The organism is Stenotrophomonas sp. GD03930, assembly GCF_029839665.1.
Lineage (GTDB): Bacteria > Pseudomonadota > Gammaproteobacteria > Xanthomonadales > Xanthomonadaceae > Stenotrophomonas > Stenotrophomonas forensis.
On the sequence record NZ_JAOCAV010000002.1, the window covers coordinates 52,570 to 75,179 of the forward strand.

A 22,610-nucleotide genomic window follows, 5' to 3' on the forward strand; every position below is an offset into this window, starting at 1 on the left:
CACTCCCAGGCCCGCCGCTTGCGTGCGGCGGCACGTAGGGGACGAGAGGTGCGTCGATGAAGCACGGGCGATCCACAGGCAACAAGACCAAAGCCCAGCTTGCCCGGCTCGACGCTATCAAGGATATCGGGTGCATCGTGGCACACAGCCTCGGGATCCGACTCGGTGAGGATCCGGTACCGGCTGAGGAGCACCACCTGACCGTTGGGGGGAAGCACGGCCAGAAGCGGCGTGGGCATGACTTCACCATCGGGTTGAACCCCTGGTCCCACCGCGGCGAGCCTTTCGGAGGCATGTCCGCTGCACGGTGCGAAGAACTGTTCGGCCCGTCCTATGCCCGCCAACCGCGCAAATTCCGGGAGGAGGTCGGCAGCGATGACTACCTGCTGGACCTGCAGAACACCCTGATCGAAAAGCATCTGGAGAAGACCTCATGGCGATCCGCCGCCTGATTATCAGCATCGACCCCGGCCGGACCGGCGCCATCGCGGCGCTAGTCGATGGAGCAGCAGGTCCGGTGATCGACATGCCGCTGCTGACCGTCGGGGAGAACCAGGAGGTCGATGCCCGCGGCATCGCTCTGTTCATCCGCGCGGCGAAGGACCTGAACCCCGGCGCGGAGGTAGTGGGGGTGATCGAAAGGGTGCGCGCGATGCCGCCGAGGAAGGGGCCGGACGGAAAGGAGGAGCGCAAGGCCGGTCCCCAGTCGTCCTTCAACTTCGGCGACCATTACGGCAAGGCCAAGGCAGCATTCGAGCTGCTGGGTATTCCCTACCTGCGGGCGGAGCCTGCCAGCTGGAAGCGCCGTTTCGGGCTGACCGGCCAGGACAAGGACGCCGCGCGGCTGCTGGCGATTCAGCGCTTTCCGGCCGCCGCGCTGCAGCTGCAGCGGAAGAAAGACAACGGCAGGGCCGACGCGCTCTTGATCGGACTCTGGGCCGAGCACCAGCTGGCCATGGGAGTAGCAGCATGAGTGACGAAAATGTGGTGCGGCTGCCGGTCAAGCCGAAGGACGCCCCGGCCAATGAACTGACGATCGTCCGCACCTACGGCAGCTGCGCCCACAGCCACTTCCTGGTGGATGAGCGCGCATCGGAAGTGACTTGCCGGGACTGTGGCGAGAAGCTCAATCCGGTCTGGGCATTGGCGCAGCTGGCCCGCGAGGACAGCAGCCTCATCCAGCGCTGGTCTCTCCTTTCGGCCCATGTTCGCCTGCTGCAGGGCCGTACGAAGGTGAAGTGCACCAGCTGCCAGAAGATGGTCACGATCCCCAGCGGGGTTTCCGATTGGAAGGTCAGGGACTTGGCCGAGCACATCCGCAAGGAAGAGGGCCTGTGACGGCGGCCGAACTGCGCATGCAGAAGCGGTACCGGTCCTACGTGCAGAAGCACGGCCGCTGCTCGGTCTGCCAGTTCCGCGCCGCCGGCGCAGCTGGCTTCCACTGCAAGGGCTGGCCTGAGCGGGCCGGATCCTGCGACACCGACAGCAAGCTGCCGGTTTTCCGTTTCGATGACGCCGTACTGGAGGGCATGCGCGATGCGCGCTGAGGTGACCCATGGATAAGAAGCAGCTCGAAGCGCGCCTGGTCCAGTGGGCTGAGGAGTATGGCGGCGGCCGTTACGAAAACATCGGTTTCGCAAGTCGGAACGTTCTGCAGTCGCTGATCGAGCACCAGGGTTTCATGCCGGGCGGTGGCGGATATCGCGGCATCCTGATCAACACGCCTGGCGATGAAGTGCAGTCCGCCGTGCTTGCCATGGAGGCATTCGGCTACATCCGCCCGGCCCGAACCCTTCGTTGCGAGTACTTCCTGAAGAGCGCGCCCTTGGAGCTGAAGCTGCAGAACCTAAGGCGCGTGGGCATTGATATCAAACGTCCCACCTACTACGACTACCTCGCAATCGGAAAGGCATTCGTAATGGGTCAGCTTTCAAAGGAGATGGCAGCATGAAGATGGTCGTTTACATGATGATCGCTGATGCTTGCTGTGGAGATAGTTTCTGCAAGATCGGTGTGACAACCGACCTCGCGGCTAGGGTCAGCGCGGTGCAGACCGGATGTCCGATGCCGATCACTGACGTGGCGTATCTGGAGCTTCCACGCGGCGCCCGGCAGGCAGAGACGCTGTTCCACAGCAAGCTTCAGGCGTTCCACACGCAAGGCGAGTGGTTCCGGATGAACCTGTCGAACCCTGACCACAAACGCGCCATGGCCGAGGCAACGGCAGTGGTGCTGCGGCACCACGGGCTGAGCGAAACGCGCTGGAAGCATATGAGCCTCGACGCCGTTCGATCGCTCTGCAGGGTGTTGCGTCTAGACAATGCGGCCTAGAAACTGGGCACCTTCGCGAAGTACCAACTTCCGACACCTGATGACCACATTCGAAGCCCTGGCAGTCGCCGGGGCTTCGTCGTTTCTACCGATCAACCACCGCGCCGAATCCCCCTCCGCTCGCCGTGAGGCGATTGGGGCTGGCGTCTATGCAACCGGGCGGTTTGCATCCTTGGCGCTACGGCGCAGGGAAGCGCCTAGGCAGCGGTGGTGATCGGCCCTACATCGGGATGAGTTGCCAGATGGGCGCTGGGCCGGACTGTAAATCCGGCGTCTTCGACTCGCGTGGTTCGACTCCACGTCATCCCACCACCTACGCCCGCAGCCCCCCGGACCAACCACATCCTCGCGCACCAGCCGGTTGCGGGGCGGGCACCTATGCAGGAGAAGTCGCCATGGCGCAGATCACCGCACAACAGGCTGGCGGCGTGAACGTCGTGGCCTTCCTCGACATGCTGGCCTGGTCCGAAGGGACCGACAACGGCAAGCAGGTGACCAAGGACCGCGGCTATGACGTGATCGTGGGAGGCAAGCTGTTCAACGGCTACCGCGATCACCCGCGCGTGCTGGTGGACCTGCCCAAGCTGAAGATCCAGTCGACCGCTGCCGGCCGCTACCAGCTGTTGCGCCGCTACTACGACGCTTATCGCAAGTCGTTGGGCCTGAAGGATTTCAGCCCGATGAGCCAAGACTTGATCGCGCTGCAGCAGATCCGCGAGCGCCGCGCGCTGCCGCTGATCCAAGCTGGCAAGATCCCGGAGGCGATCAAGGCGGTTAGCAGTATCTGGGCAAGCCTGCCCGGCGCTGGCTACGGCCAGCACGAACACAAGCTCGCCGACCTGTTGGCGATGTACCGCAAGGCCGGTGGGGCGGTGGCGCCGTGACCGAGCCCGTGAGCACGCTGAAAACCATCGTGGGTACGTTCACTGCAGCCGTGGTGGCGCCGGCGACGGCGGACGCTCTGCGCGAAGCTGAGCGCGTCATCCTGGGCGTGCCACAGTCGGTGCTGTTGGTGGCCATGGCCGGCGCGTTGATCGGCGTTCTCCTTCTGCCGGAGAAGGACGCAGAGCGTGTTGCAGCGGACGCCAGCCGCCGGCGCGGCCACCGGTTCCTGCAGACTGCGGCGCGTTGGGCGGCGCTGGCGGTTGCGGTTGTGGCCTACGCGATCGTGGCCGCATGGGTCATCGCAGTGGCTGCCTCGATCTGGCCAGCACTGGCCGGCGCGCCGCAGCTACCTCTGGCCGGCCTTTCCGGCGTCCTGATTCGCCGGCTGCTGCCGGGCTACGTGCGCCTGGTGGAGAAGGCCACCGGGGCCATCGGAGGCGAGAAGCCATGAGCGTTCTGATTCGATTCTTCAAGGCCCTCTGGGACCTAGTGATTGGCTGGGCTGCCGAGGTGCTGGTCTGGTTGCGCAAGCCCGGTAGCGTCATGAAGGTCTGTTGCGGTGTGCTCGCGTTCGGTTGCATGGTCGCGGGCCTGTCGGCTTACGAGAAAGAGCAGCAGATCAAGGATCTGAGCGCCCAGGTCGTGAAGGTTCGGGCCGACTGGAAAGCAGATGCAGACCGCCTGCAGGCCGACGTGGACACCCGTGATCAGCGCCTGGCCGAAGTCGCCGCTGCACTTAGGGCAGAAGCCGAGAAGCTGGAATCCCTCAAGGCAGAAAGCGCGGCGGCGCTGCAGACCCTCGCCGGCAAGATCGAGGCATCCGAAAAAGAGGCTTCCACCTGGCGCGGTCGTTACGAGCAGCGTCCAGATACCTGCAAGGCGGCGTTGGAGCTGCTCGACTCAGCCTGCCCGGCACTGAAGGGGTACTGACATGCGCGTCTTTCTGATCGCTGCGGCGCTGTTGCTGGCCGGATGCCAGTCGGCACCGCCCAAGACCAATCTGCCGGCCCCGGACATCATCAAGGTGCCGGTGGCCACCTATGTCCCCATCGACGCGGCCCTGATGAAGCGCTGCACCTGGGTGCGGGCTGGCAAGCCCTCGGCGGTGTTCGAGGTCAGCAACGGCCGGAAGCGCTGCTTGGATCAGTACGAGGCGCAGTTGGACACCATCGAACAGGTGCAGGGCAAGCCGGTACCGGAGCGCTGACCCATGGCCGCGAAGAAGACCACCGCCGACAAGGCGATCGGCCTGACCCCGAAGCAGCAGCGCTTCGTGCTGGAGTACCTGAAGGATCACAATGGCACGCAGGCGGCCATCCGTACTGGTTACAGCGAGAGCACAGCCCGGCAGCAGGGATCTCGGTTGCTGACCGACCCGCGCGTTCTTGCCGCTGTCCGGGCTGGCCAGAAGAAGGTGGCCAAGAAGGCAGAGGTCACGGTCGACAGCCTGATGGCAGAGCTGGAACAGGCCCGGAAGCTGGCGCTGAAGGAAAAACAGGCCAGCGCGGCGGTAACCGCCACGATGGGCAAGGGGAAGCTGGCCGGCCTGCTGGTGGAGAAGCACAAGCACAGCGGCGCCGTGGGCACCTACGACCTGAAGAACCTCTCAGACGATGATCTCGACCGCCTTGAACAGATCCTCGGTCCGCTTGCCGACGCTGGCGGAGATTCGGGCGGAGCGGGCGAGGAGGGCGGCTGATCGGGAGCGCGCGCGCATCGCGGAGGACGTCGAAGGCATCCGGGCGCGATCGCAGACGCTGGAGGGCTTCATCAAGGAGCACTGGCGGGTTCTGGAGCCGACCAGACCGCTGAAGTTCGGATGGGCGTTGCGGGCCATGTGCCGGCACCTGGAGGCAGTCACCGAAGGCCGTATCCAGTTCCTTCTGATGACCGTGCCCCCGGGCATGATGAAGTCGCTGCTGATGGTGTTCTGGACGGCGTGGGAATGGGGCCCAGTAGGCCGCCCGGACCTGCAGACGCTGGCCACCTCCTACAGCCAGCCGAACGTGCTGCGCGACAACCTGAAGCTGCGGCGCCTCATCGAGAGCGACCAGTTCCAGGCTGCCTGGCCGATGAAGCTGCGGGGCGACCAGAACGCCAAGGGAAAGTTCGAGAACACCGGTAACGGCTTCAGCGAGGCCAGGCCCTTCAGTTCCATGACCGGTGGCCGCGGCGACCGGGTGAAGGTGGACGATCCGCATTCGACCGAGACTGCCGAGAGCGACGCCGAACGGAACACTGCCGTCCGCATCTTCCGGGAGGGCATCACCGACCGCCTCAACGACATCATATCGTCGGCCATGGTCATCATCATGCAGCGCCTGCACCAGCAGGACGTTGCAGCGGTGGCGATGGAGCTGGACCTGGGCTTCGTCCACCTCAATCTCCCGATGGAGTTTGAGGCGGAGCGGGTCGACAAGGACGGCAAGAAGACTGGCGGCCCGTGCCGCACCTACATCGATGGTGAGCTGTTCTTCGAAGATCCACGTACCGAAGAGGGCGAGCTGCTGTTCCCGGAGCGCTTCCCGCGCCTGGAAGTGGACCGGCTGAAGCGCGCCAAGGGCTCGTATGCGTGGGCCGGCCAGTACCAGCAACGACCGACCCCACGCGACGGCGGCATGTTCAAGCGCGAGTGGTTCGAGATTGTGGACGCCGCGCCGGCCATCTCGGCGGCGCGAAAGGTGAGGCGCTGGGACTTCGCTGCGACCGATCCCAAGGAGAAGACCAGCAGCGACCCTGACTACACGGTAGGCCTGCTGCTGGGCGAAGTCGGCGGCATCTACTACGTCCTGGACGTGGTACGCGACCAGGTATCGCCCGCCGGCGTCGAGCGGTTGCTGAGGAACACCGCTCTGCAGGACGGCAAGGCCATCAAGGTCCGCATCCCGCAAGACCCGGGTGCCGCTGGCAAGAGCAACGCTGCTCACCAGGTGAAGCTGCTGGCCGGCTGGGACGTGAAGGCCGTGCTTGAGTCTGGCTCGAAGCAAGTACGCCTGACCCCGGTGGAGGCCCAGGCAGAAGCCGGGAATGTGAAATTGGTGAGGGCGCCATGGAATCAGGCGTTCTTGGACGAAGTCTGCGAAATACCCAACGCAAAGCACGACGACCAGGGCGACGCGCTGTCAGGCGGATTCGCTGAGCTGGTCACCGGCAGCACCTACAACCTCGGGGACGCACTCTGATGGGCAAAATCGCACAGATCAGGGACGGCCTCGTCAACCTGGTTGCCAACCTGGGCACGCCGCGCGACAAGGCGGCATCGACGTTCTACGGCATGCCGACACTGTCGGAGCAGGAGGCAGACAACGCCTACCGCGGCACTTGGCTGGCGCGGAAGGTGATCGACATCCCGGCGATGGACAGCTGCCGAAAGTGGCGTGGCTGGAGCGCAGACCAGAAGCAGATCAGCGCGATTGAGACCGAGGAGAAGCGGCTCGGCCTGCAGCAGAAGGTGCTGAAGGCGATGATCCGTGCACGGCTCAGCGGCGGCGCCGCGCTCTACATTGGCACAGGCCAATCGGACCCCGCGCTGCCGCTGAAGCCTGAGTCCATTGGTAAGGGCGGGATCCGCCACATCAACGTTCTCTCGAAGCGTGTGCTGCAGGCCGGCGAGCAGGACCTTGACCCGGAATCGCCGGGGTACGGCCTGCCGGCGTTCTACACCCTGACCAGCGGTACGGCTGGCCAGGTGCAGATTCACCCTTCGCGCCTGGTGATCCTGCACGGCGCGGAAAAGCCGGATCCGGAATCTGGCATCGGCGACGGGTGGGGCGACTCGGTGCTTCTGGCCATCAGCAAGGCAATCAAAGATGCTGATGCCAGCGCGGCGAACATCGCCTCGCTGGTGTTTGAGGCCAAGGTCGATGTCATCAAGATCCCGAACTTCATGTCGAGCCTGGCCGACCCGGAGTACGAGCAGAAGGTCCTGCAACGCCTGACCCTCGCGGCGATGGCAAAGGGCGTCAACGGCGCGCTGCTGCTGGACGCGGAGGAAGAGTACGAGCAGAAGCAGGCGCAGTTCGGCGGTCTGGTCGACCTGCTGATGGGGTTCATGCAGCTCACGTCCGGCGCCTCCGACATCCCTATGACTCGCCTTCTGGGCCAGTCGCCGGGCGGTCTCAACGCTAGCGGCGAGAGCGACCTACGGAACTACTACGACCGCATCAGCAGCAACCAGGAGCTGGTGCTGCAGCCGTCGCTGCAGATCCTCGATGAATGCCTGATCCGCTCCGCGCTGGGCAGTCGGCCGCCGGAGGTGTTCTACAACTGGCGCAGCCTGTGGCAGACCACCGACACCGAGCGCGCGGCCATCGGCAAGACCACCGCTGAGACCATCAAGACCATCGCTGAGACCAAGCTGCTGCCGGATGAGGTCATGTCGACGGTGGCGGTCAACATGCTGACCGAGGCAGGTGTCGCGCCAGGCTTGGAAGCCGAGATGCTGGAGTACGGCAAGTCGACGCCGCAGGATGAACCGGGCGAGGACGACGAGGAGATTGCAGCGGCAGTGCCGGTGACCGATGCTCAGCCGCGTTCGCTCTACGTCAGCCGCAAGGTGATGAACGCGGAAGAGATCGCAGCCTGGGCGAAGGAGCAAGGCATCGGCGAACTGCAGGGCGACCTGCACGTCACCGTTGCCTACTCGCGGCAGGCCTTCGACTGGATCAAGGCCGGCAACGCAAACGAGTGGAGCAACAGCGGCAAGGATGAGCTGGTGATCCCGGAAGGCGGGCCGCGCGCGGTAGAGCCGCTGGGCGGTATGTCGGCGGTAATCCTGTTCGCGTCGTCGCAGCTGTCCTGGCGGCATGAAAGCATCACCCGCGCTGGTGGTTCCTACGATTGGCCGGAATACACCCCGCACATCAGCCTGACCAAGGCGACCGTCGACCTGTCGAAGGTCGAGCCGTACCGCGGCCGCATCGTGCTGGGCCCGGAAATCTTCGAAGAGATCCGCGAGGACTGACCATGGTGTTCCTGACTGATCGTGTCTCGGTGTCGGCTCCCCGCCGCACTGCGGACGGCTATCTCGTGGCCGATGCCTACGTGGCCCGCACCGGCATCCAGGAATACCTGGGTGAGGAGCTGGGTCGGCCCGACCTGCTGAAGGTCAAGGTTTACCGGCCACCGGAGGAGGTTTTCTCCGACGCAACGCTGCGCAGCTTCGCGCACCGACCCATGACGAATGACCACCCGCCGGAGATGGTCACCGCCGACAACTGGAAGAAGTACGCGGTCGGACAGACCGGCGACGAGGTTTCGCATGACGAAACGCGCGTGCGCGTCCCGTTGGTTCTGATGGACCAGGCGGCCATCGCCGACTGGGAGTCTGGCAAGCGTGAGCTCTCTCAGGGTTACTCGGCCGAGATCGTATGGGAGGACGGCGTAACCCCCGACGGCGAGGCCTACCAGGCCAAACAAATCAACATCCGCAACAACCACCTGGCCATGTGTCGCCGTGGCCGGGCCGGCTCCCAGTTTCGCATCGGGGATGGGCGCACCCCCGGTGCACCGGATCCGAGCGCCCATCCCCAACCGCAGGAGAACCACATGAGCAACCAGCAGACCCGCATCGTGGTGGTCGACGGCCTGCCCGTCGAGTGCACCGACGCGTCGGCCGCCGCCATCGGCAAGCTGCAGCAGCAGCTCCAGGACGCCCACACCGCCGCTGGCACTGCCGCGGCTGCCCACCAGGCGACCATCGCCGCCAAGGATGCTGCCATCGCGAAGGTCGAGGGCGAGCGCGACGCGCTCAAGAACCAAGTCCTCAGCGACGCGGACCTGGACCAGCGCGTGCAGCAGCGCGGCGACCTGATCGCCAAGGCCAAGGCCGTGCACGACGCCGACTACAGCGGCAAGAGCGACGCCGACGTCCGCAAGGCGGCCGTGGTGGCCAAGCTCGGTGACGCAGCCGTGGCCGGCAAGCATGAGGCCTACGTCGAAGCGCTGTTCGATGGCCTCTTTGCCCAGGCAAAGCCGCGCGACCCGGTGGTCGTTGCCCTCGGCGACCGCACCACCCACCGCCAGCCGGTGCAGGACAACGGCTACGCCGCGTCCGTGGCCGGCCTGGACTACCGCACCGCCGGCCAGAAGGAGGCCTAAGCCATGGCACTGCAGACCACCTATCCGGATACCCAGCCCACCGCCATCGCCGGTGCGCCGGCGACCATGCTGCCGGCCACCGAGATTTCCCGCACCGTCGAGGGCGCGGCCATCGCCTTCGGCAAGGCCGTGGAGCAGGGTGCCACCGACAAGTCGGTGAAGGCCTTCGCCGGTGGCAAGTACGTCGGCATCGCGCTGCTGGACCGCTCGGCCTCGGGCCTGACGGTCACGGCCGGCCAGGTCACCGGCCGCGCCACCGACGCGTTCGGTGTGGGCGATTCCGCGCGCGTGCGCACCAAGGGCGACATCTGGGTCGTCGCCTCGGTCGCCGTCGCCGCGCGCGACGCGGTCTATCTGACCGCTGCCGGCGCATTCACCAACGTCGCCACCGGGAACACCGCAATCCCCGGTGCCAGCTGGGACACCAGCACCACCGCCGCCGGCCAGCTGGCCGTCGTCCGTCTCGGCTAAGGAGCCAAAACCATGCGTGGACAATCCATCCCTCTGATCGATGCCCAGGTAGCTCTGGGCTTCGTGATCGCACAGACCACCATCATCGAGCCGGGTGTCTACCGGACCGTCTATCCGGACATCCAGTACCGCGGCCTGATCCCGGTGGATACGGAAGGCAGCGAGTTCGCCACTTCGGTGACCTACATGTCGCAGGACCAGTTCGGCAAGGCGGACTGGATCAACGGCAACGCCGACGACATCCCCAAGGCAGGAACAACCCGCGCGAAGTTCGAAACTCCGGTCTACACCGCCGGTATCGGCTACGGCTACGGTTTCGAGGAGATCGGGCGCGCACAGCTGCTGGGCATCAATCTCCCGAGCGAAGATGCAGCCGCCGCGCGCCGTGCGTCCGAGGAGATGGTCGATCGCGTAGCACTGCTTGGTGATGCTTCGAAGGGCTTCACCGGCCTGTTCAATGCCTCCAACGTCGCGCCTATCGCTGCGCCGACCGGCGCCTGGGGCACGCTGCAGGCGCCCGGCACCGCCACGCCGGACCAGATCGTCGCGGACATGAACGCGTCGCTGATGAACGTCTTCAACGGCACCAACACCACGGCGATCGCGGATCGCCTGCTGCTGCCGTGGTCGAAGTTCATGCTCATCTCCACCAAGAAGATGAGCGAGTTCAGCGACCTCACCATCCTGCAGTACTTCCTGGCCAACAACGTCTACACCGCCACCACCGGGCAGCCCCTGACCGTGCGCGGCCAGCGCGGTCTGGACAACGCCGGCGTCGGCGGCGTGCCCCGCCTTGTCGCGTACCGCTACGACCCGAACGTGCTGAAGCTGCACATGCCGATGCCGCACCGCTTCCTGCCGGCCTGGCATAGCGGCCCGCTGCGCTGGGACATCCCGGGCGTGATGCGCCTAGGTGGCCTGGACGTCCGCCTGCCCAAGCAGGTCGTCTACCTCGACGGCATCTGATCCGCCTGGCCCCGGCCATGCGCCGGGGCCTCACTGGAGCAAAGCATGAAGATCACGAACAACCACAAGGGCCCGCTGGGCCTTCCGGACGGTACCATTCTGCAGCCGGGTGTGCAGACCCCGGTCGACGGCTGGGAGCAGCTGAAGAAGAACTCGGTAGTGCAGGGCTGGCTCAAGGCCGAGATCCTGATCGCCGAGGGCGGCAAGCCCAGCGCACCGGCACAGGAATCGCTGCTCGGCTCCAACGTGCTGCCGGCCAACATCGAGCTGGGCGAGGGCGTCTCCGTGCAGCTGGGCGAAGTGGTTCGCCAGGCGTTCGAGCACACTGGCCTGACCGTTGCCGACTGGAACGCGCTGGAAGAAGGAGACCGCGAAGCGGAGCTGGCGGCAATGGTGCGCGAGCTGCAGTCCCGTGCAGAAGCCGAGGCCGAGGCCAGGAAGGCCGCTGCCGCTGCCGAAGCTGAGAAGGCCCAGGCCAGCGCCGGCACGGGCACGCAGAACCCGTCGGCCGTCGACAAGGATGCGCTGCTGGTGCGCGCCAAGGAGCTGGAGATCGACGCGAACCGCACCTGGGGTGTGCCGAAGCTGCAGGCGGCCATCGCCGAGGCCGAGGCCAAGAAGGGCGAGGGCTGACCATGTACGGCACGCTGGAAGGCGCGGATCTATACCACCAGGCGCGCGGCAATGCCGCCTGGGCTGCCGGGACGGATGACGCCCGCACTGGGGCACTGGTCCGCGCCACGGACTACATCGACGGCCGGTACCGGGTGCTGCTCGCATCCGGCCGCTGGGCGTCCATGTTCCCCGGCGTGCGTACCGCCGGGCGGGGCCAGCCGAACGAGTGGCCCCGCACCGGTGCGGTCGACTATGACGGTGACCCCATCCAGCCGGATGAGGTGCCCGACGAGGTGGAGCGCGGAGCCTACGAGGCCGCACTGCGCGAGCTGGCCAGCCCGGGCAGCCTGTCGCCGGACTACGTGGCCACCGAGGCAGTAACCAAGGAGAAGGTCGGCCCCATCGAGGTCACCTATGCCGATTCCACGGCCGCTGGCCAGGTGCCCAACCGACCGGTGGTGCCGGCCATCGATGAGATCCTGGCGCCGCTGCTGCGGACGCCAGCAACGTTCCCTGCAGTGAGGGTTGTCTGATATGAGAATCATGAAGCACGGCACCGCGCCGGGCGACAACAAGCACCGCGCCACTTGCAGGAACTGCGGAACGAAGATCGAGTTCATGCAGTCCGAGGCCGCCTACGTTGCCGACCAGCGCGACGGCGACTATCTGCGCATCAAGTGCCCGGTGTGTCCGCGTGACATCACCAAGGCCATCGAAGTTCGGCACTGGGCTTGAAGCCATGAGCGCCTTCTATGCCCGCATGCAGGCGACAGCAGAGCGGTTGATCGCTCGCTTCGGCTATGCCACGCAGCTGGAGCGAGACGGTGCGCCCACGGGGCCGCCGCACAACCCGCAGCCGGGTCCGCCGACGCGGCACGACTGTACGGTGGTGGATCTGGACTACAGCCTGACCGATCGCGACACCACGCTGGTGCAGCAGGGTGACAAGCTGGGCCTGATCTCCACCGCGATCGACATCAAGCTCGGCAAGGACGACCGGCTGCTGCTGGGTGACCAGCTGTATCACTTCATCGACCTGCAGCCGCTGTCCCCTGGCGGGCAGGTTCTACTATTCGAGTTCCACGCCCGACGCTAATGGCCGACTACACACCCCGCGAGCTGGAACTGCTGGCCCGGCGCCTAGAGCCGGCCATGCGCCGCGCGTTCGAGCAGGCCATCGCCGGCGTGCGATCGCAGGTGCAGCTGGACCTGCTGGCGAGCCTCCTGCAGGCCGGGCAGGTGGACGCTGTGCTGGAGGCGCTGGGCTTCGACGGCGAACGCTTCTCGCCGCTGGCCGAGCAAGTGCGCCAGGCGTTTGCCACCGGCGCGGAGGTCGGTATGAAGGAGCTGCCCACGCTGTCGCTGCGGCAGCAGTTACGCGGGCGCTACAACCCGGCCAACGACACACCGCGGCTGCGGTTCGGGTTCGACATGCGCAACCGCGGCGTGGAGAGTTGGCTACAGACGAACTCCTCGCGACTGATCACCGGCGTGGTGGAGGATCAGCGACAGTTGGTGCGCCAGCACCTGGTGCGCGGCATGGCCACCGGCACCAACCCGCGCCAGACGGCGCTGGAGCTGGTCGGCAGAGTGGGAGAGACCGGCCGCCGCAGTGGCGGTATCGTCGGCCTCACCGCGCAGCAGGCGCAGTTCGTGGCCAACGTCCGGCAGCAGCTGGCGAGCGGCGATCCGGCGCAGATGGCGGAGTACTTCGGCCGCAAGCGGCGCGACAAGCGCCTGGACGGGATCGTCAGCCGGGCCATCAAGGCCGGCCAGCCGGTGGCGCCGGCAGACGTCGAGAAGATCGCCGCGCGTTATGCGGACCGGCTGCTGGCGCTGCGTGGCGAGATGATCGCGCGCACCGAGTCGCTGACGGCCATGGCCGCAGGTAGGGAGGAGGCGTTCCGGCAGCAGATCGAGAGCGGCCGCCTGGCGCCGGAGAACGTCGAGGGCACCTGGTCAGCCACCGGTGACGACAGGACCCGCCACAGCCACCAGGCGATGAACGGCCAGGTTCGCCGGTTCGGTGAACCGTTCCAGACGCCCAGCGGTGCGTTGATGCGGTTCCCTGGCGACACCTCGCTCGGTGCTGGGCCGGAAGAAACCATCGGCTGCCGCTGCATGAAGCAGTACCGCGTGAACATGGCGGCGGAGGTGAAGCGTGGCCAGTAAGTTCGGGAGCCAGGTCCGCGCCTTTACCGAGAAGGCCAAGGCCATGCAGGGGGCGATCTTCCGCGAGTCAGCCACCAAGCTGATGGAGGAAGCCAGCACGCCCGAGGGGCAGGGCGGGAGGATGCCGGTGGATACCGGCTTCCTGCGCAACTCTGCAGCTGCATCGGTCGAGGGCATGCCCTCGGACAGCGCGCAGGCCCCTGAGCTGGTGTTCGCCACCATGGAGCTGGGGCAGACCGTGTGGGCTGGCTGGACAGCGAAGTACGCCATGCGCATGGAACACGGCTTCTTCGGCGAGGACAGCCTGGGCAGGACCTATGCGCAGGCGGGCAAGGGCTTCGCGCGCGCGGCGGCACAGCGCTGGGATTTCATCGTGGCCGAGGTCACAGCCGACGTTAAAGGACGGATGGGATGAGCGACACCGCGATCTATGACGCGTTCGCCACTCTCGTGGGGCAGTTCGCCGTGCAGCAGGGCTTGCCCTGCGCCTACCCGGGGCAGGGCTTCACGCCGCCGACTGGCAAGGATGCTCGCTGGCTGGAGCTGCAGTGGTTCCCGAACCAGACGCAGAACTACGGCCTGGCTAACGATGGCCCTTCGCTGCTGCAGGGATTCGGCCAGCTGTCGGCGTGTTACCGGCCGGGGCAGGGGATCATGGTGGGCACGCGGATCACGGACCAGATCATCGCCGCCTTCGCCAAGGGCACGACCTTCGCCGGCATGCGGGTGGAGAGGAAGCCCTGGACCTCCAGCATCATCCCAGACCCGGAGCGGATCATGCACCCGGTCACCATCCCTTGGCGCGGCTTCGTTTCGGGGTAGACTCCGGCCATGAGCCCCAAGCCGCCCAACCTGCACCTGGTCAGCAGCAACGAGATCCCGAACGAGGGTGAGCTGCAGGCCATGCGCGATGCCATCACCCGCATGAAGCGGAACCGGCAGTTGCTGGACGAGTTCTGCGCCGAGCAGGCGCGGTTTGTCAGGGCGGAGTACTTGGCCTACGTGGAGGCAGGGTTCACGCGGCCGCAGGCCATGCAGCTGGTGGCGGCAAAGCTGGGACCCAGCAAGAAATAGCAGTGTTCTACTTTGGAGAGCGTAGGGGAGATGGTTCACCCCAATGGCAGTAGCGCCGGATGACGTGGTCATAACAGGCTGCGATCAGCGCACGTTCGAATCGTGCCCTCTCCACTTATTCAAAGGCCCGCCGCCCAGCGGGCCTTTCTGTTTTCCAACGACCCCGCCCCGTGGCGGGTTTTTTTACGCCCATCGCGAGGAGATACGGCTATGGCCGCTGAAGCAAAGACCAACGCAGGTTCCAAGCTCTACATCTGCGCCGCCCCCAAGAACACCGACCTGACCGAGACCGAGTTCAAGGCCTTGACCTTCGTCGAGGTGAAGAAGGTCGGCAGCGTCGGTGAGCGCGGCATCAATACCAACATCGTCCAGTACGACACCTGGGACACCCAGGTTGCCCTGAAGGGCAAGGGCATCACCAACGCTGGTGATCCGCAGGTGGAGGTGGCCGAGGACCTGGCCGATCCGGGTCAGATCGCCATGCGCGCAGCCGGTGCACCGAACGTCCCCGATGCCTACGCCTTCAAGGTCGAACGCCCGGATGGCTCGCTGGAGTTCCTGCGCGGCCTGGTGGCCGGTCCCAACAGCCCGGGCGGCCGCAATGAGGACTTCGTGTTGAACACCTACACGCTGGCCCTCAACCAGGCGCCCATCCGCGTGGCTGCCCCGGTCACCCCGTAACCCGAACACCCCGGGGGATAGGGCGGCCGCCTGACACGCCGGAACTGATCCGGCCGGCTTCCCCCGGGGCTCTATACCGGATTGCTATCAAGGATCTCGAACATGACCGAACTGACCAACATCGTGGCGGAAGCGCGCCGCCTGGACATCGTGCACCCGGCCAACCAGGAGGCGGTGGGCCTGGTGCTGACCCTGCTGCCTGACAGCCACCCGCAGGTGAAGGCCGCTGGGCGCAAGGCGATCAACGACCGCATCAACCACCGCGGCAAGGTGGGCGCCGAGCAGATCGAGGCGAGCCGCATCAGCATGCTCTGTGCATCGATCGGTGGCTGGGAGTGGCAGGGGGAGCTGACCTTTCACGGGGAGAAGCCCGAGTTCACCCAGCAGACGCTGCAGCAGCTGCTGAAGGAACTGCCATGGGTGGGGGAGCAGGTCGACGTAGCCCTGACCGACCGGGCGGAGTTCTTTCGCCGACCTGACGAAACGGACGGCTGAGGCCGTCTACATCGCCGTCCGCTACGACATGGCGGATGAGAACGGCGAGACCCGGCGCCAGCGGAATGCCCGCTTCGGCATCACCGAAGCGCCAGAGATGGAGATCCCGGACGCGGCTGCCCACGTCTGGGGCTGGTTCTGGGAGCTATCCGCCCGCCGGCACAGCGGCCCGGAGGCGTTGACGTTTGCTGACATCGGCCAATGGGCCTCCCTGCTGCAGATGGAACTGCTGCCGGAGGAGGTCCAGATGCTGATGGCGATGGATGACCAGTACCTGCGCGCGGTGCGCGAAGACCAAAAGGCCGCGCGCGAGCGGGCAATGCAGAACAACGGGAGCGCCTGATGGACATCGCCGAACTTGGCTACAAGGTCGACAGCAGCGGCCTGGTCGAAGGCACCAAGGCCCTGGACGAGAATGCTGCAGCTGCTGACCGTGCTGGTGCTGCCGCCGAGCGCTTGGATAAGCAGCAGATGGACGCCAGCCGGACGGCCTCCTACTGGGCCAATGAGCAGGCCAAGATCAACGCTCGCGTGCAGGAGATGGAGCGGATCGAGCAGAGGGCTGCGGTAGCCACGCGACAGGCAGCCACCGCCACGGAAGCGCATGAGCTGAACCTGCAGCAGCTGCTCGGGCAGATCAACCCGACCGTGGCGGCGCTGAACAAGCTGGCCGAGCAGCAGGACCGACTCGCGCGGGCGCGGGATTTGGGGTTGCTTAAGCCCCAGGTGTGGCAGCAGTACCAGGCCAACATTGACGCCACCCGCGCCTCGGTGCTCAACGCCACCGGCGCGCAGAACGGCATGGGTATGTCCGCGCGGCAGCTGCAGAACAACCTGCGCATGATCCCCATGCAGGTGACTGACATCACCACCAGCCTGATCAGCGGCCAGCCGGCGTGGATGGTTGCGATCCAGCAGGGCGGCCAGCTGAAGGACCAGTTCGGAGGCATCGGGCCAGCCGCGCGCGCCGTGAGCGGCTATGTGCTGGGGCTGATCAACCCGCTGACGCTCACTGCGGCAGCACTGGCGGCCCTGGCCATCGCCGCAAAGCAGTCGGAAGACCAGCTGTTCGATTTCCAGAAGGCTCAGATCCTGAGCGGGCAAGGTGCCGCCATCGGTGCCGCTGGATTCCTGGAACTGGCCAACAGCATCGATCACCTGCAGGGCGTGTCGCGAGGCGGTGCTGTGGCAGCGCTGACGGAGACAGCAAAGGCCGGTCGCTTCGCCGGCGAGCACTTTGAGATGGTGGCGGCTGCGGCAGCCCGTATGGAGGACTCCACGGGTCGGTCTGCCCAGGAGACCGTCCGAGCGTTCGAATCCATCGCGAAGGAGCCGGTGGAGGGCCTGCTGAAGCTCAACGATGCAGAGCGGTTCCTGACCGCCGCGCAGCTGCAGCGCATCACGACGCTGCGAGAGGAGGGGAGGTCGCAGGAAGCCGCCAACGAGGCGATCAGGATCTATGCCTCCCACCTGGACGACGTGGCTAACCGCACTGAGGCAGTGATGCCCGGGATTTCGAAAGGCTGGCGCGACATCAAGGATGACATCGGCGGCGCATGGGGCGCGCTGGGTAGTTTCACCAGTGCAGTGGTCGAGCTGGCTGGCGAATGGGGCGTGCTGGCGCGCCTACCGCGCCTGAGCGACGTTCTTGGGCTCGGCCTGGCCGGTGGCACGCTGGTCAAAAACCTCGGTCTTCCGTCTCTCACCGACGCGCTGAACGGCGCGGCGGCTGCGATGCGAGGCCTGCCGCCGCTGCCCAAGCCCATCGATGAGGGTGGCGCGTTGGATCCACAGACCGCGCGTGACCTGGCTGCGGTGACGCAGGAGCGCGCCACAGCCGAGCAGGCTGCTGCCGAGGCCATCAATGCCCAGGTTGCAGGCCTTGACCGGGCCAGTGCCAAGGAAGCGGCTCGACTGAAGATCATCGCCCAGTACAACAAGCTGGCCGACAACGATGCCCGGCACTTCGACGGGTCCATGCAGCGGCTGATTGCGAAGGCCCAGGCCGACGTCGACAAGTCTTTCAACCGCCGCGACGGCGTAGGTAAGCGCAACGGCGACGACAGCGCCGCGCAGAACATGCTGGCCGCTGCCCAGCGGCAGATCGAAGCCAACAAGCAGCTGGTGGAGACAGGCGTCAAGGTGACCGAAAGCGAACGCCAGGCGATGGCGATCGAGCAGGTGCTGGCCAAGAGCAAGAACACCATGACGGCTTCCACACGGGCGCTGCTGGAGGCGGCGAGGGAGGAGCTTCTGGCATCGGGGCAGCAGTCGGCTGCGTACCTGAAGCAGAGGGAGGCAGCAGAAGCCCTTGCCCGGCAGAAGGCGATCTTGGCTCAGGCCGGCGACAACCGAGCCCGCTCGAACGAGCTGGACCTGATGGGCATGGGTCGCGGTTCGGATGCGGTAGGGATGCTGCGCCGGCAGCTGGACATCCAGCGCGAATACCAGGACGAGATGAAACGCCTCGGTAGCAAGGACGTTGCGAGCGATCAGGCCACGTGGGAGCTGCTGGCGGCGAACGCAGCGGCGCACCGCGACAAGGAGCTGGCCAAGGAGCGCACGTTCCAGGAGCAGCGCCTGGCGATGCTGGGCGACTGGCGCGCAGGCGTGAACCGGGTGTGGGAGGACTACGTCTTCGCTGCCCGCAACGCGATGGACCAGGCCAGCGGGGTGATGAACACCGCGCTCAGTGGCTGGGAGGACCTGTGGGTCCGGTTCGCCGATACCGGGAAGCTGTCCTTCAGTGACCTCGCGCGGTCGGTGATCGCGGATCTGGTCCGCATCCAAGCCAAGCAGGCAGCGGTTGGCCTGCTGGGTAGCCTCGGCGGAAATGGCCTTGGCAGCTTCCTCGGCTTGGGCGGCGGCGTTGGCGGGGTAGTGAAGGAGTCGATTCCGCTACTGGGCTTCGGCGGCGGCCGTGCGCGTGGTGGCGGCGTCACCGGCGACTCCTTCTACGAGGTGGGCGAGGGCGGCCGCCCGGAGCTGTTCCAGCAGAACGGCAGGACGTACCTGATCCCGGGCAATGACGGCAACGTGGTGCCGGCCGCGCCCTTGGCGAGTGGTGGAAGTGGTGGCGGCCAAGTGGTGCAGATCAACAGCACGATCAACGTGCAAAACGATGGCAGCACTGCCGTTGAGACGAATGCTTCTGGAACCAATGCGGCAGAGCTGCAGCGCAACTTCAATGCGATGGCGAATCAGTGGGCGATCGAGCAGTCCCGAGGGAACGGAATTCTCTGGAAGATGCGGAATGGTCGTTGATCAAACGAAAAGGGCCTGCTCGATGCAGGCCCTTTCTTCTTCACAGCGATTCGAGCACTCGGTCTATTGCAAGTCGCTCAACCTCGGCGAACGTCAGGCCCGTGGGATTCGGGTGCTCGAACGAGATTCCGATGTCACCGGCGACTCCCAGCGTACCGATCCCCTTGTCGCTGAACACGATCTCCAGAGTTGCCCCGACCACGTTGGCGGCATGGCCATCGTTCCCGTGTACCGAGAATTTCGAGAGTTTCAGTTTCATGTCAAGCCACACGCTCAGCATATGGAGGAAGCCGGATGGTAGCAGAGACCTTCACTTGGAAGCCGACCAGCACCGGCGGCAGCACGATCAAGGACGCGGTGAAGCGCGTCCAATTCGGTGACGGCTACCGGCAAACCTCGCCGGATGGCATCAATCCCAGGACACGCAGCTACCCGCTCACGTTCACCGGGACCAAGGCGGTGATCGACCAGATCATTGCCTTCCTCGATGCCCATGTTGGCCGCTCCTTCTACTGGCAAAGCCCGCGCGGCCTCCTGCTTTTCGAGTGCACAGCGCAGGGCGAGCCCTTCCCCAACGGCCTGGTGCACAGCGTCACTGCCACTTTCGAACAAACGTTCCAGCCGTAAGGAGATCCCATGGCACGCCAGATTATCGATACCAGCCCGCCGAGTGGTGATCCGGCGCCGACGGCCTTCAACAAGGTCAATGCGATGACTGCGGAGCTCTACCCGTTGGCCACTGGGGCGCTGCAGAAGGATGGCGGCGGGGCGATGACCGGAACCCTGAACAGCTCCGCAAATCTTGGACTGGCCGTGGGTGCGGCAGGCTTTGCTGCGGTATCGCTGTTTGCTACTGGCCCTGGCGGACGAGACTACCGGATCGTCTCCACCGACAATGACAATGGCCTGGGCGGTGGTCAGTTGATCACGTACAACCAGACAGCTGGAGTCATGGCCAGTCGAATCGATACTGGATACAACCAGCTGCCTGGTGCGGACAACAGTCGCACTCTCGGTTCCGCATCGGCGCGATGGTCAGTGGTTTACGCGGGAACTGGCAGCATCAATACATCCGATGCCAGGCAGAAGACCGAAGTACTGCCCTTGGACACCGCGGAGATCGAAGCAGCGATCGCGCTTGGCAAGGAAGTAGGAACATTCCGCTTCTTGGACGCAATCAATGCCAAGGGCGATTCAGCCCGGCTCCATGTTGGCATGACTGTTCAAAGGGCGATTGAACTGATGGAGGCTCACGGCCTGGACGCAACCAACTATGCGTTCATCTGCCACGACACATGGTCGGCTCGGCAAGAGCTGAAGGATGAGCAGGGAGTTGTGATGGACCCTGGATGCTCTGCTGGGGATCTCTATAGCTTCAGAACGGATCAGCTGCTGCTTTTCATCGCCAGCGGCTTTGAGGCGAGACTGCGACGACTGGAGGACGAATCAGCGTGATCACCGCCGACGCTCAACAACTCGAGCCTGGCGGCCGTGTGACCGTGTACGAGCTGGACGCCACCAGCATTGGTGCGGACCAGTTGTGGTTCCACCAGCACCTGCAGGCCGGCGTAATCTGGTGGCAGGGCCAGCAGTACGGGGCCTGGCCGATCGAGGCCACCGGGTTCGCCCAGACCGGCGACCAGCAGCCAGCGCCGCGTCTTCGGGTCGGCAACGGCGACGGCCGCATCGGCGTCATGTGCCAGCTGTACGACGATCTCGTCGGAGCCAGGATCATCCGCCGGCAGACGCTGGTGAAGTATCTGGACGCGGCGAACTTCGCAGAGGGAAACCCGACCGCCGATCCTGGCGAGCACTTCCGGGACGAAATCTGGTTCATCGAGCGCAAGGTCGCCGAGAACAAGGAGATGGTGGAGTTCGAGCTGGCCACGGCCATCGACCTCAACGGGGAGGTGCTGCCGGGGCGCCAGATCATGTCCAACGTGTGCACCTGGCTGCTGCGTGGCGGCTACCGCGGCCCTTACTGCGGCTACACCGGGTCGGCCTACTTCGACATCAACGACGATCCGGTGAGCGATCCAGGGCAGGACGTGTGTGCGGGCCTAGTGCGCAGCTGCAAGCGCCGTTTCGGGGAGAACAACGAACTTCCCTATGGAGGGTTCCCGGCGGCAGGCCTGGTCCGCACCTGATCGCGGCGGAACATCGACAGCTACCCACAGCCCGCCTTGTGCGGGCTTTTTCGTGAGCGAACCATGGAACAGAGCACCCTGCAGGCCATCCAGGCGCATGCCATCGCCGAGTACCCGAGCGAGTGCTGCGGCCTGATCGTGGTCACCGCCGCCGGCGAGGCCTATGTGCCCTGCGCCAACACCGCGGCCAAACCTTCCGACCAGTTCCGCATGCCGGCGGAGGACTATGCCGCGGCGGAGGATCGGGGCGATGTGATCGCCGTGGTGCACAGCCACCCGAACGCCTCCGCTGCGGCGTCCGACGCGGACCGTGTCATGTGCGAGGCCAGTGGACTCCCCTGGCACATCGTCAGCGTGGGCCAGCTGGCTGGCGAGGCGCCTACGTGCCACGACATCCAGACCATCGAGCCGTGCGGCTATGTGGCGCCACTGGAGGGCCGTCAGTTCGCCCACGGCATCCTCGACTGCTACAGCCTGGTGCGGGATTTCTACGCGCTCGAGCTCGGCATCACGCTCAGCCAGTACGTGCGCGACGACAACTGGTGGGACAACGGCCAGGACCTCTACAGCCTGGACCGCCTGCGCGCCGAAGGCTTCGAACTGATCGATGGCACCCCGCGCCGCGGCGACATGATCCTGATGCAGGTCCGTTCGCCGGTTCCGAACCACGCTGGCGTCTACCTGGGCGACGACCTGATGCTGCACCACCTGTACGGTCGGCTGTCTGAGAAGGCCGTCTACGGCGGTATGTGGGCAGAGCGCACCCGCTACATCGTGCGGCACCGTGAGGCACGCCATGACTGACCGCCTGCGCAAGATCCGGCTCTACGGAGCACTGGGCAAGCGCTTCGGTCGTGAGCACTGCTTGGCAGTGGCCAATGCTGCCGAGGCCGTGCGCGCGCTCGGCGTGCTGTTCGACGGCTTCCAGCAGTACCTGCTTGAGGCTGAGGGCAAAGGGGTTCGGTTTGCGATCTTCGTCGGCGGCGAGAACGTCGGAAAGGATCAGCTGCTCGACCCGCCTGGCGAGGAAGTGATCAAGATCGCCCCGGTGCTGGTGGGCGCCAAGAGCGGCGCGCTGCAGACCATCGTCGGCGGCGTGCTGTGGGGCGTGGCCACCTTCATGAGCATTGGCGCTACCGGCTTCGCGCTGGCAGCGTGGTCGGCAGCAGCAAACGTCGGCATGGCCCTGACGCTCGGCGGCGTGTCGCAGATGTTGGCGCCGCCTCCGAAGACGCTGGGCAGCAAGGAAAAGCCCGACAACACCCCGAACTACAGCATGAACGGCACCGTGAACACGCAGGCCGCTGGCGGCCCCGTGCCGCTGGCATACGGCGGCCACGACACCAAAGGAATGCTGGTCGGCTCGGCAATCATCAGTGGCGGCATCTACGCAGAGGATCAGCTGTGACC

34 protein-coding genes and 2 tRNA genes are annotated in these 22,610 nt (G+C 65.6%); 35 read left to right on the top strand and 1 reads right to left on the bottom strand.

The genetic code is table 11. The annotated features are described in order from the left end of the window. Window positions 1–56: 56 nt before the first annotated feature. The 30 genes from N5C18_RS10920 (at window position 57) to N5C18_RS11065 (ending at window position 19,053) form a co-directional block, all read left to right on the top strand. On the top strand, window positions 57–452 hold the full coding sequence (locus tag N5C18_RS10920) for a Ref family recombination enhancement nuclease (RefSeq protein ID WP_279944565.1): 396 nt from the start codon (window positions 57–59) through the stop codon (window positions 450–452). Next, a complete protein-coding gene (locus N5C18_RS10925; protein WP_279944566.1) occupies window positions 434–973 on the top strand; it encodes a hypothetical protein in 540 nt (179 codons plus the stop codon). Before N5C18_RS10920 ends, N5C18_RS10925 begins: the two co-directional genes overlap by 19 nt. Continuing rightward, the gene (locus N5C18_RS10930; RefSeq protein WP_132809869.1) at window positions 970–1,338 is read left to right on the top strand and encodes a hypothetical protein; all 369 of its coding nucleotides are present in this window, start codon (window positions 970–972) and stop codon (window positions 1,336–1,338) included. The genes N5C18_RS10925 and N5C18_RS10930 overlap by 4 nt, the downstream gene beginning before the upstream one ends. Then, complete coding sequence (locus tag N5C18_RS10935; RefSeq protein WP_279944567.1) at window positions 1,335–1,547, top strand: hypothetical protein; 213 nt, start codon at window positions 1,335–1,337, stop codon at window positions 1,545–1,547. Before N5C18_RS10930 ends, N5C18_RS10935 begins: the two co-directional genes overlap by 4 nt. 8 nt (window positions 1,548–1,555) lie before the next feature. Beyond that, window positions 1,556–1,951, top strand: coding sequence for a hypothetical protein (locus N5C18_RS10940; RefSeq protein WP_279944568.1), 396 nt, complete (start codon window positions 1,556–1,558; stop codon window positions 1,949–1,951). Continuing rightward, entirely contained in the window at window positions 1,948–2,331 is a 384-nt protein-coding gene (locus N5C18_RS10945; RefSeq protein ID WP_132809872.1) for a GIY-YIG nuclease family protein, read from the top strand. The genes N5C18_RS10940 and N5C18_RS10945 overlap by 4 nt, the downstream gene beginning before the upstream one ends. A gap of 227 nt (window positions 2,332–2,558) precedes the next feature. Further along, window positions 2,559–2,643: transfer RNA gene (locus N5C18_RS10950), tRNA-Tyr, on the top strand. 83 nt (window positions 2,644–2,726) lie between these two features. Then, window positions 2,727–3,215 carry a glycoside hydrolase family 104 protein gene (locus N5C18_RS10955; protein WP_279944569.1) on the top strand — a complete coding sequence of 163 codons (489 nt, stop codon included), beginning with the start codon at window positions 2,727–2,729 and terminating at the stop codon, window positions 3,213–3,215. Window positions 3,216–3,223: 8 nt separating this feature from the next. Continuing rightward, entirely contained in the window at window positions 3,224–3,667 is a 444-nt protein-coding gene (locus N5C18_RS10960; protein WP_241881766.1) for a hypothetical protein, read from the top strand. Continuing rightward, window positions 3,664–4,146 carry a hypothetical protein gene (locus tag N5C18_RS10965; protein ID WP_279944571.1) on the top strand — a complete coding sequence of 161 codons (483 nt, stop codon included), beginning with the start codon at window positions 3,664–3,666 and terminating at the stop codon, window positions 4,144–4,146. The genes N5C18_RS10960 and N5C18_RS10965 overlap by 4 nt, the downstream gene beginning before the upstream one ends. A 1-nt stretch (window position 4,147) precedes the next feature. Further along, on the top strand, window positions 4,148–4,423 hold the full coding sequence (locus N5C18_RS10970) for a hypothetical protein (protein WP_279944573.1): 276 nt from the start codon (window positions 4,148–4,150) through the stop codon (window positions 4,421–4,423). 3 nt (window positions 4,424–4,426) lie between these two features. Next, the gene (locus N5C18_RS10975; RefSeq protein ID WP_279944574.1) at window positions 4,427–4,915 is read left to right on the top strand and encodes a terminase small subunit; all 489 of its coding nucleotides are present in this window, start codon (window positions 4,427–4,429) and stop codon (window positions 4,913–4,915) included. After that, entirely contained in the window at window positions 4,830–6,398 is a 1,569-nt protein-coding gene (gene terL, locus N5C18_RS10980; protein ID WP_279944575.1) for a phage terminase large subunit, read from the top strand. The genes N5C18_RS10975 and terL overlap by 86 nt, the downstream gene beginning before the upstream one ends. Continuing rightward, window positions 6,398–8,179, top strand: coding sequence for a phage portal protein (locus N5C18_RS10985; protein WP_279944576.1), 1,782 nt, complete (start codon window positions 6,398–6,400; stop codon window positions 8,177–8,179). The genes terL and N5C18_RS10985 overlap by 1 nt, the downstream gene beginning before the upstream one ends. 2 nt (window positions 8,180–8,181) lie before the next feature. Further along, window positions 8,182–9,315: a DUF2213 domain-containing protein gene (locus tag N5C18_RS10990; protein ID WP_279944577.1), complete on the top strand. Its 1,134-nt coding sequence runs from the start codon at window positions 8,182–8,184 to the stop codon at window positions 9,313–9,315. 3 nt (window positions 9,316–9,318) lie between these two features. After that, window positions 9,319–9,786, top strand: a complete 468-nt coding sequence (locus N5C18_RS10995; protein WP_279944579.1) for a hypothetical protein — start codon at window positions 9,319–9,321, stop codon at window positions 9,784–9,786. Between the two features lie 12 nt (window positions 9,787–9,798). Further along, window positions 9,799–10,752: a major capsid family protein gene (locus N5C18_RS11000; protein WP_279944580.1), complete on the top strand. Its 954-nt coding sequence runs from the start codon at window positions 9,799–9,801 to the stop codon at window positions 10,750–10,752. 45 nt (window positions 10,753–10,797) lie between these two features. Then, complete coding sequence (locus tag N5C18_RS11005) at window positions 10,798–11,385, top strand: hypothetical protein (RefSeq protein ID WP_279944581.1); 588 nt, start codon at window positions 10,798–10,800, stop codon at window positions 11,383–11,385. Window positions 11,386–11,387: 2 nt separating this feature from the next. Further along, entirely contained in the window at window positions 11,388–11,900 is a 513-nt protein-coding gene (locus N5C18_RS11010) for a DnaT-like ssDNA-binding protein (protein WP_279944583.1), read from the top strand. Window positions 11,901–11,910: 10 nt separating this feature from the next. Next, window positions 11,911–12,102 (top strand): hypothetical protein, encoded by a 192-nt coding sequence (locus N5C18_RS11015; protein ID WP_053506989.1) that lies wholly within the window; start codon window positions 11,911–11,913, stop codon window positions 12,100–12,102. Window positions 12,103–12,106: 4 nt separating this feature from the next. After that, the gene (locus tag N5C18_RS11020) at window positions 12,107–12,463 is read left to right on the top strand and encodes a hypothetical protein (RefSeq protein WP_279944584.1); all 357 of its coding nucleotides are present in this window, start codon (window positions 12,107–12,109) and stop codon (window positions 12,461–12,463) included. Then, window positions 12,463–13,539 carry a phage minor head protein gene (locus N5C18_RS11025; RefSeq protein WP_279944585.1) on the top strand — a complete coding sequence of 359 codons (1,077 nt, stop codon included), beginning with the start codon at window positions 12,463–12,465 and terminating at the stop codon, window positions 13,537–13,539. The genes N5C18_RS11020 and N5C18_RS11025 overlap by 1 nt, the downstream gene beginning before the upstream one ends. After that, window positions 13,529–13,954, top strand: coding sequence for a hypothetical protein (locus tag N5C18_RS11030; protein WP_279944586.1), 426 nt, complete (start codon window positions 13,529–13,531; stop codon window positions 13,952–13,954). Before N5C18_RS11025 ends, N5C18_RS11030 begins: the two co-directional genes overlap by 11 nt. Then, window positions 13,951–14,361, top strand: a complete 411-nt coding sequence (locus N5C18_RS11035; protein ID WP_279944587.1) for a phage tail terminator-like protein — start codon at window positions 13,951–13,953, stop codon at window positions 14,359–14,361. The genes N5C18_RS11030 and N5C18_RS11035 overlap by 4 nt, the downstream gene beginning before the upstream one ends. Window positions 14,362–14,370: 9 nt before the next feature. Next, on the top strand, window positions 14,371–14,613 hold the full coding sequence (locus N5C18_RS11040) for a hypothetical protein (RefSeq protein ID WP_279944588.1): 243 nt from the start codon (window positions 14,371–14,373) through the stop codon (window positions 14,611–14,613). Window positions 14,614–14,627: 14 nt separating this feature from the next. Continuing rightward, window positions 14,628–14,727 (top strand) — tRNA-OTHER (locus N5C18_RS11045). Window positions 14,728–14,823: 96 nt separating this feature from the next. Next, a complete protein-coding gene (locus N5C18_RS11050; protein ID WP_279944589.1) occupies window positions 14,824–15,294 on the top strand; it encodes a hypothetical protein in 471 nt (156 codons plus the stop codon). Between the two features lie 102 nt (window positions 15,295–15,396). Then, a complete protein-coding gene (locus N5C18_RS11055) occupies window positions 15,397–15,789 on the top strand; it encodes a hypothetical protein (protein ID WP_279944590.1) in 393 nt (130 codons plus the stop codon). A gap of 28 nt (window positions 15,790–15,817) precedes the next feature. After that, on the top strand, window positions 15,818–16,132 hold the full coding sequence (locus tag N5C18_RS11060; protein ID WP_279944591.1) for a hypothetical protein: 315 nt from the start codon (window positions 15,818–15,820) through the stop codon (window positions 16,130–16,132). After that, the gene (locus N5C18_RS11065; protein ID WP_279944592.1) at window positions 16,132–19,053 is read left to right on the top strand and encodes a phage tail length tape measure family protein; all 2,922 of its coding nucleotides are present in this window, start codon (window positions 16,132–16,134) and stop codon (window positions 19,051–19,053) included. The genes N5C18_RS11060 and N5C18_RS11065 overlap by 1 nt, the downstream gene beginning before the upstream one ends. A gap of 40 nt (window positions 19,054–19,093) precedes the next feature. Here the strand turns inward: N5C18_RS11065 and N5C18_RS11070 are convergent, their stop codons facing one another. Then, window positions 19,094–19,312, bottom strand: a complete 219-nt coding sequence (locus N5C18_RS11070; RefSeq protein WP_164242101.1) for a hypothetical protein — start codon at window positions 19,310–19,312, stop codon at window positions 19,094–19,096. Between the two features lie 35 nt (window positions 19,313–19,347). Here N5C18_RS11070 and N5C18_RS11075 point away from each other — a divergent pair, with 35 nt between their 5' ends. The 5 genes from N5C18_RS11075 (at window position 19,348) to N5C18_RS11095 (ending at window position 22,608) form a co-directional block, all read left to right on the top strand. Continuing rightward, entirely contained in the window at window positions 19,348–19,680 is a 333-nt protein-coding gene (locus tag N5C18_RS11075; RefSeq protein ID WP_279944593.1) for a phage tail protein, read from the top strand. A 9-nt stretch (window positions 19,681–19,689) separates the two neighbouring features. After that, window positions 19,690–20,508 (top strand): tail fiber domain-containing protein, encoded by an 819-nt coding sequence (locus tag N5C18_RS11080; protein ID WP_164242098.1) that lies wholly within the window; start codon window positions 19,690–19,692, stop codon window positions 20,506–20,508. After that, on the top strand, window positions 20,505–21,200 hold the full coding sequence (locus N5C18_RS11085) for a phage minor tail protein L (protein ID WP_279944594.1): 696 nt from the start codon (window positions 20,505–20,507) through the stop codon (window positions 21,198–21,200). Before N5C18_RS11080 ends, N5C18_RS11085 begins: the two co-directional genes overlap by 4 nt. A gap of 63 nt (window positions 21,201–21,263) precedes the next feature. Continuing rightward, window positions 21,264–22,004 (top strand): C40 family peptidase, encoded by a 741-nt coding sequence (locus N5C18_RS11090; protein ID WP_279944595.1) that lies wholly within the window; start codon window positions 21,264–21,266, stop codon window positions 22,002–22,004. Continuing rightward, window positions 21,997–22,608, top strand: coding sequence for a tail assembly protein (locus tag N5C18_RS11095; RefSeq protein WP_279944596.1), 612 nt, complete (start codon window positions 21,997–21,999; stop codon window positions 22,606–22,608). The genes N5C18_RS11090 and N5C18_RS11095 overlap by 8 nt, the downstream gene beginning before the upstream one ends. Window positions 22,609–22,610 lie beyond the last annotated feature (2 nt).

What these genes read in the sequence shown, in the direction of transcription:
- N5C18_RS11090 (WP_279944595.1), top strand. Translation starts at nt 21,264, where the DNA reads ATGGAACAGAGCACCCTGCAGGCCATCCAGGCGCATGCCATCGCCGAG.
- N5C18_RS11075 (WP_279944593.1), top strand. Translation starts at nt 19,348, where the DNA reads ATGGTAGCAGAGACCTTCACTTGGAAGCCGACCAGCACCGGCGGCAGC.
- N5C18_RS10990 (WP_279944577.1), top strand. Translation starts at nt 8,182, where the DNA reads ATGGTGTTCCTGACTGATCGTGTCTCGGTGTCGGCTCCCCGCCGCACT.
- N5C18_RS11070 (WP_164242101.1), bottom strand. Translation starts at nt 19,312, where the DNA reads ATGAAACTGAAACTCTCGAAATTCTCGGTACACGGGAACGATGGCCAT.
- N5C18_RS10920 (WP_279944565.1), top strand. Translation starts at nt 57, where the DNA reads ATGAAGCACGGGCGATCCACAGGCAACAAGACCAAAGCCCAGCTTGCC.
- N5C18_RS10930 (WP_132809869.1), top strand. Translation starts at nt 970, where the DNA reads ATGAGTGACGAAAATGTGGTGCGGCTGCCGGTCAAGCCGAAGGACGCC.
- N5C18_RS11005 (WP_279944581.1), top strand. Translation starts at nt 10,798, where the DNA reads ATGAAGATCACGAACAACCACAAGGGCCCGCTGGGCCTTCCGGACGGT.
- N5C18_RS11035 (WP_279944587.1), top strand. Translation starts at nt 13,951, where the DNA reads ATGAGCGACACCGCGATCTATGACGCGTTCGCCACTCTCGTGGGGCAG.
- N5C18_RS10995 (WP_279944579.1), top strand. Translation starts at nt 9,319, where the DNA reads ATGGCACTGCAGACCACCTATCCGGATACCCAGCCCACCGCCATCGCC.
- N5C18_RS11020 (WP_279944584.1), top strand. Translation starts at nt 12,107, where the DNA reads ATGAGCGCCTTCTATGCCCGCATGCAGGCGACAGCAGAGCGGTTGATC.
- terL (WP_279944575.1), top strand. Translation starts at nt 4,830, where the DNA reads ATGATCTCGACCGCCTTGAACAGATCCTCGGTCCGCTTGCCGACGCTG.
- N5C18_RS11060 (WP_279944591.1), top strand. Translation starts at nt 15,818, where the DNA reads ATGGCGGATGAGAACGGCGAGACCCGGCGCCAGCGGAATGCCCGCTTC.
- N5C18_RS11055 (WP_279944590.1), top strand. Translation starts at nt 15,397, where the DNA reads ATGACCGAACTGACCAACATCGTGGCGGAAGCGCGCCGCCTGGACATC.
- N5C18_RS11010 (WP_279944583.1), top strand. Translation starts at nt 11,388, where the DNA reads ATGTACGGCACGCTGGAAGGCGCGGATCTATACCACCAGGCGCGCGGC.
- N5C18_RS10955 (WP_279944569.1), top strand. Translation starts at nt 2,727, where the DNA reads ATGGCGCAGATCACCGCACAACAGGCTGGCGGCGTGAACGTCGTGGCC.
- N5C18_RS10975 (WP_279944574.1), top strand. Translation starts at nt 4,427, where the DNA reads ATGGCCGCGAAGAAGACCACCGCCGACAAGGCGATCGGCCTGACCCCG.
- N5C18_RS11050 (WP_279944589.1), top strand. Translation starts at nt 14,824, where the DNA reads ATGGCCGCTGAAGCAAAGACCAACGCAGGTTCCAAGCTCTACATCTGC.
- N5C18_RS11080 (WP_164242098.1), top strand. Translation starts at nt 19,690, where the DNA reads ATGGCACGCCAGATTATCGATACCAGCCCGCCGAGTGGTGATCCGGCG.
- N5C18_RS11000 (WP_279944580.1), top strand. Translation starts at nt 9,799, where the DNA reads ATGCGTGGACAATCCATCCCTCTGATCGATGCCCAGGTAGCTCTGGGC.
- N5C18_RS10970 (WP_279944573.1), top strand. Translation starts at nt 4,148, where the DNA reads ATGCGCGTCTTTCTGATCGCTGCGGCGCTGTTGCTGGCCGGATGCCAG.
- N5C18_RS10985 (WP_279944576.1), top strand. Translation starts at nt 6,398, where the DNA reads ATGGGCAAAATCGCACAGATCAGGGACGGCCTCGTCAACCTGGTTGCC.
- N5C18_RS10945 (WP_132809872.1), top strand. Translation starts at nt 1,948, where the DNA reads ATGAAGATGGTCGTTTACATGATGATCGCTGATGCTTGCTGTGGAGAT.
- N5C18_RS11015 (WP_053506989.1), top strand. Translation starts at nt 11,911, where the DNA reads ATGAAGCACGGCACCGCGCCGGGCGACAACAAGCACCGCGCCACTTGC.
- N5C18_RS11065 (WP_279944592.1), top strand. Translation starts at nt 16,132, where the DNA reads ATGGACATCGCCGAACTTGGCTACAAGGTCGACAGCAGCGGCCTGGTC.
- N5C18_RS10925 (WP_279944566.1), top strand. Translation starts at nt 434, where the DNA reads ATGGCGATCCGCCGCCTGATTATCAGCATCGACCCCGGCCGGACCGGC.
- N5C18_RS10965 (WP_279944571.1), top strand. Translation starts at nt 3,664, where the DNA reads ATGAGCGTTCTGATTCGATTCTTCAAGGCCCTCTGGGACCTAGTGATT.
- N5C18_RS10940 (WP_279944568.1), top strand. Translation starts at nt 1,556, where the DNA reads ATGGATAAGAAGCAGCTCGAAGCGCGCCTGGTCCAGTGGGCTGAGGAG.
- N5C18_RS11040 (WP_279944588.1), top strand. Translation starts at nt 14,371, where the DNA reads ATGAGCCCCAAGCCGCCCAACCTGCACCTGGTCAGCAGCAACGAGATC.
- N5C18_RS11025 (WP_279944585.1), top strand. Translation starts at nt 12,463, where the DNA reads ATGGCCGACTACACACCCCGCGAGCTGGAACTGCTGGCCCGGCGCCTA.
- N5C18_RS11095 (WP_279944596.1), top strand. Translation starts at nt 21,997, where the DNA reads ATGACTGACCGCCTGCGCAAGATCCGGCTCTACGGAGCACTGGGCAAG.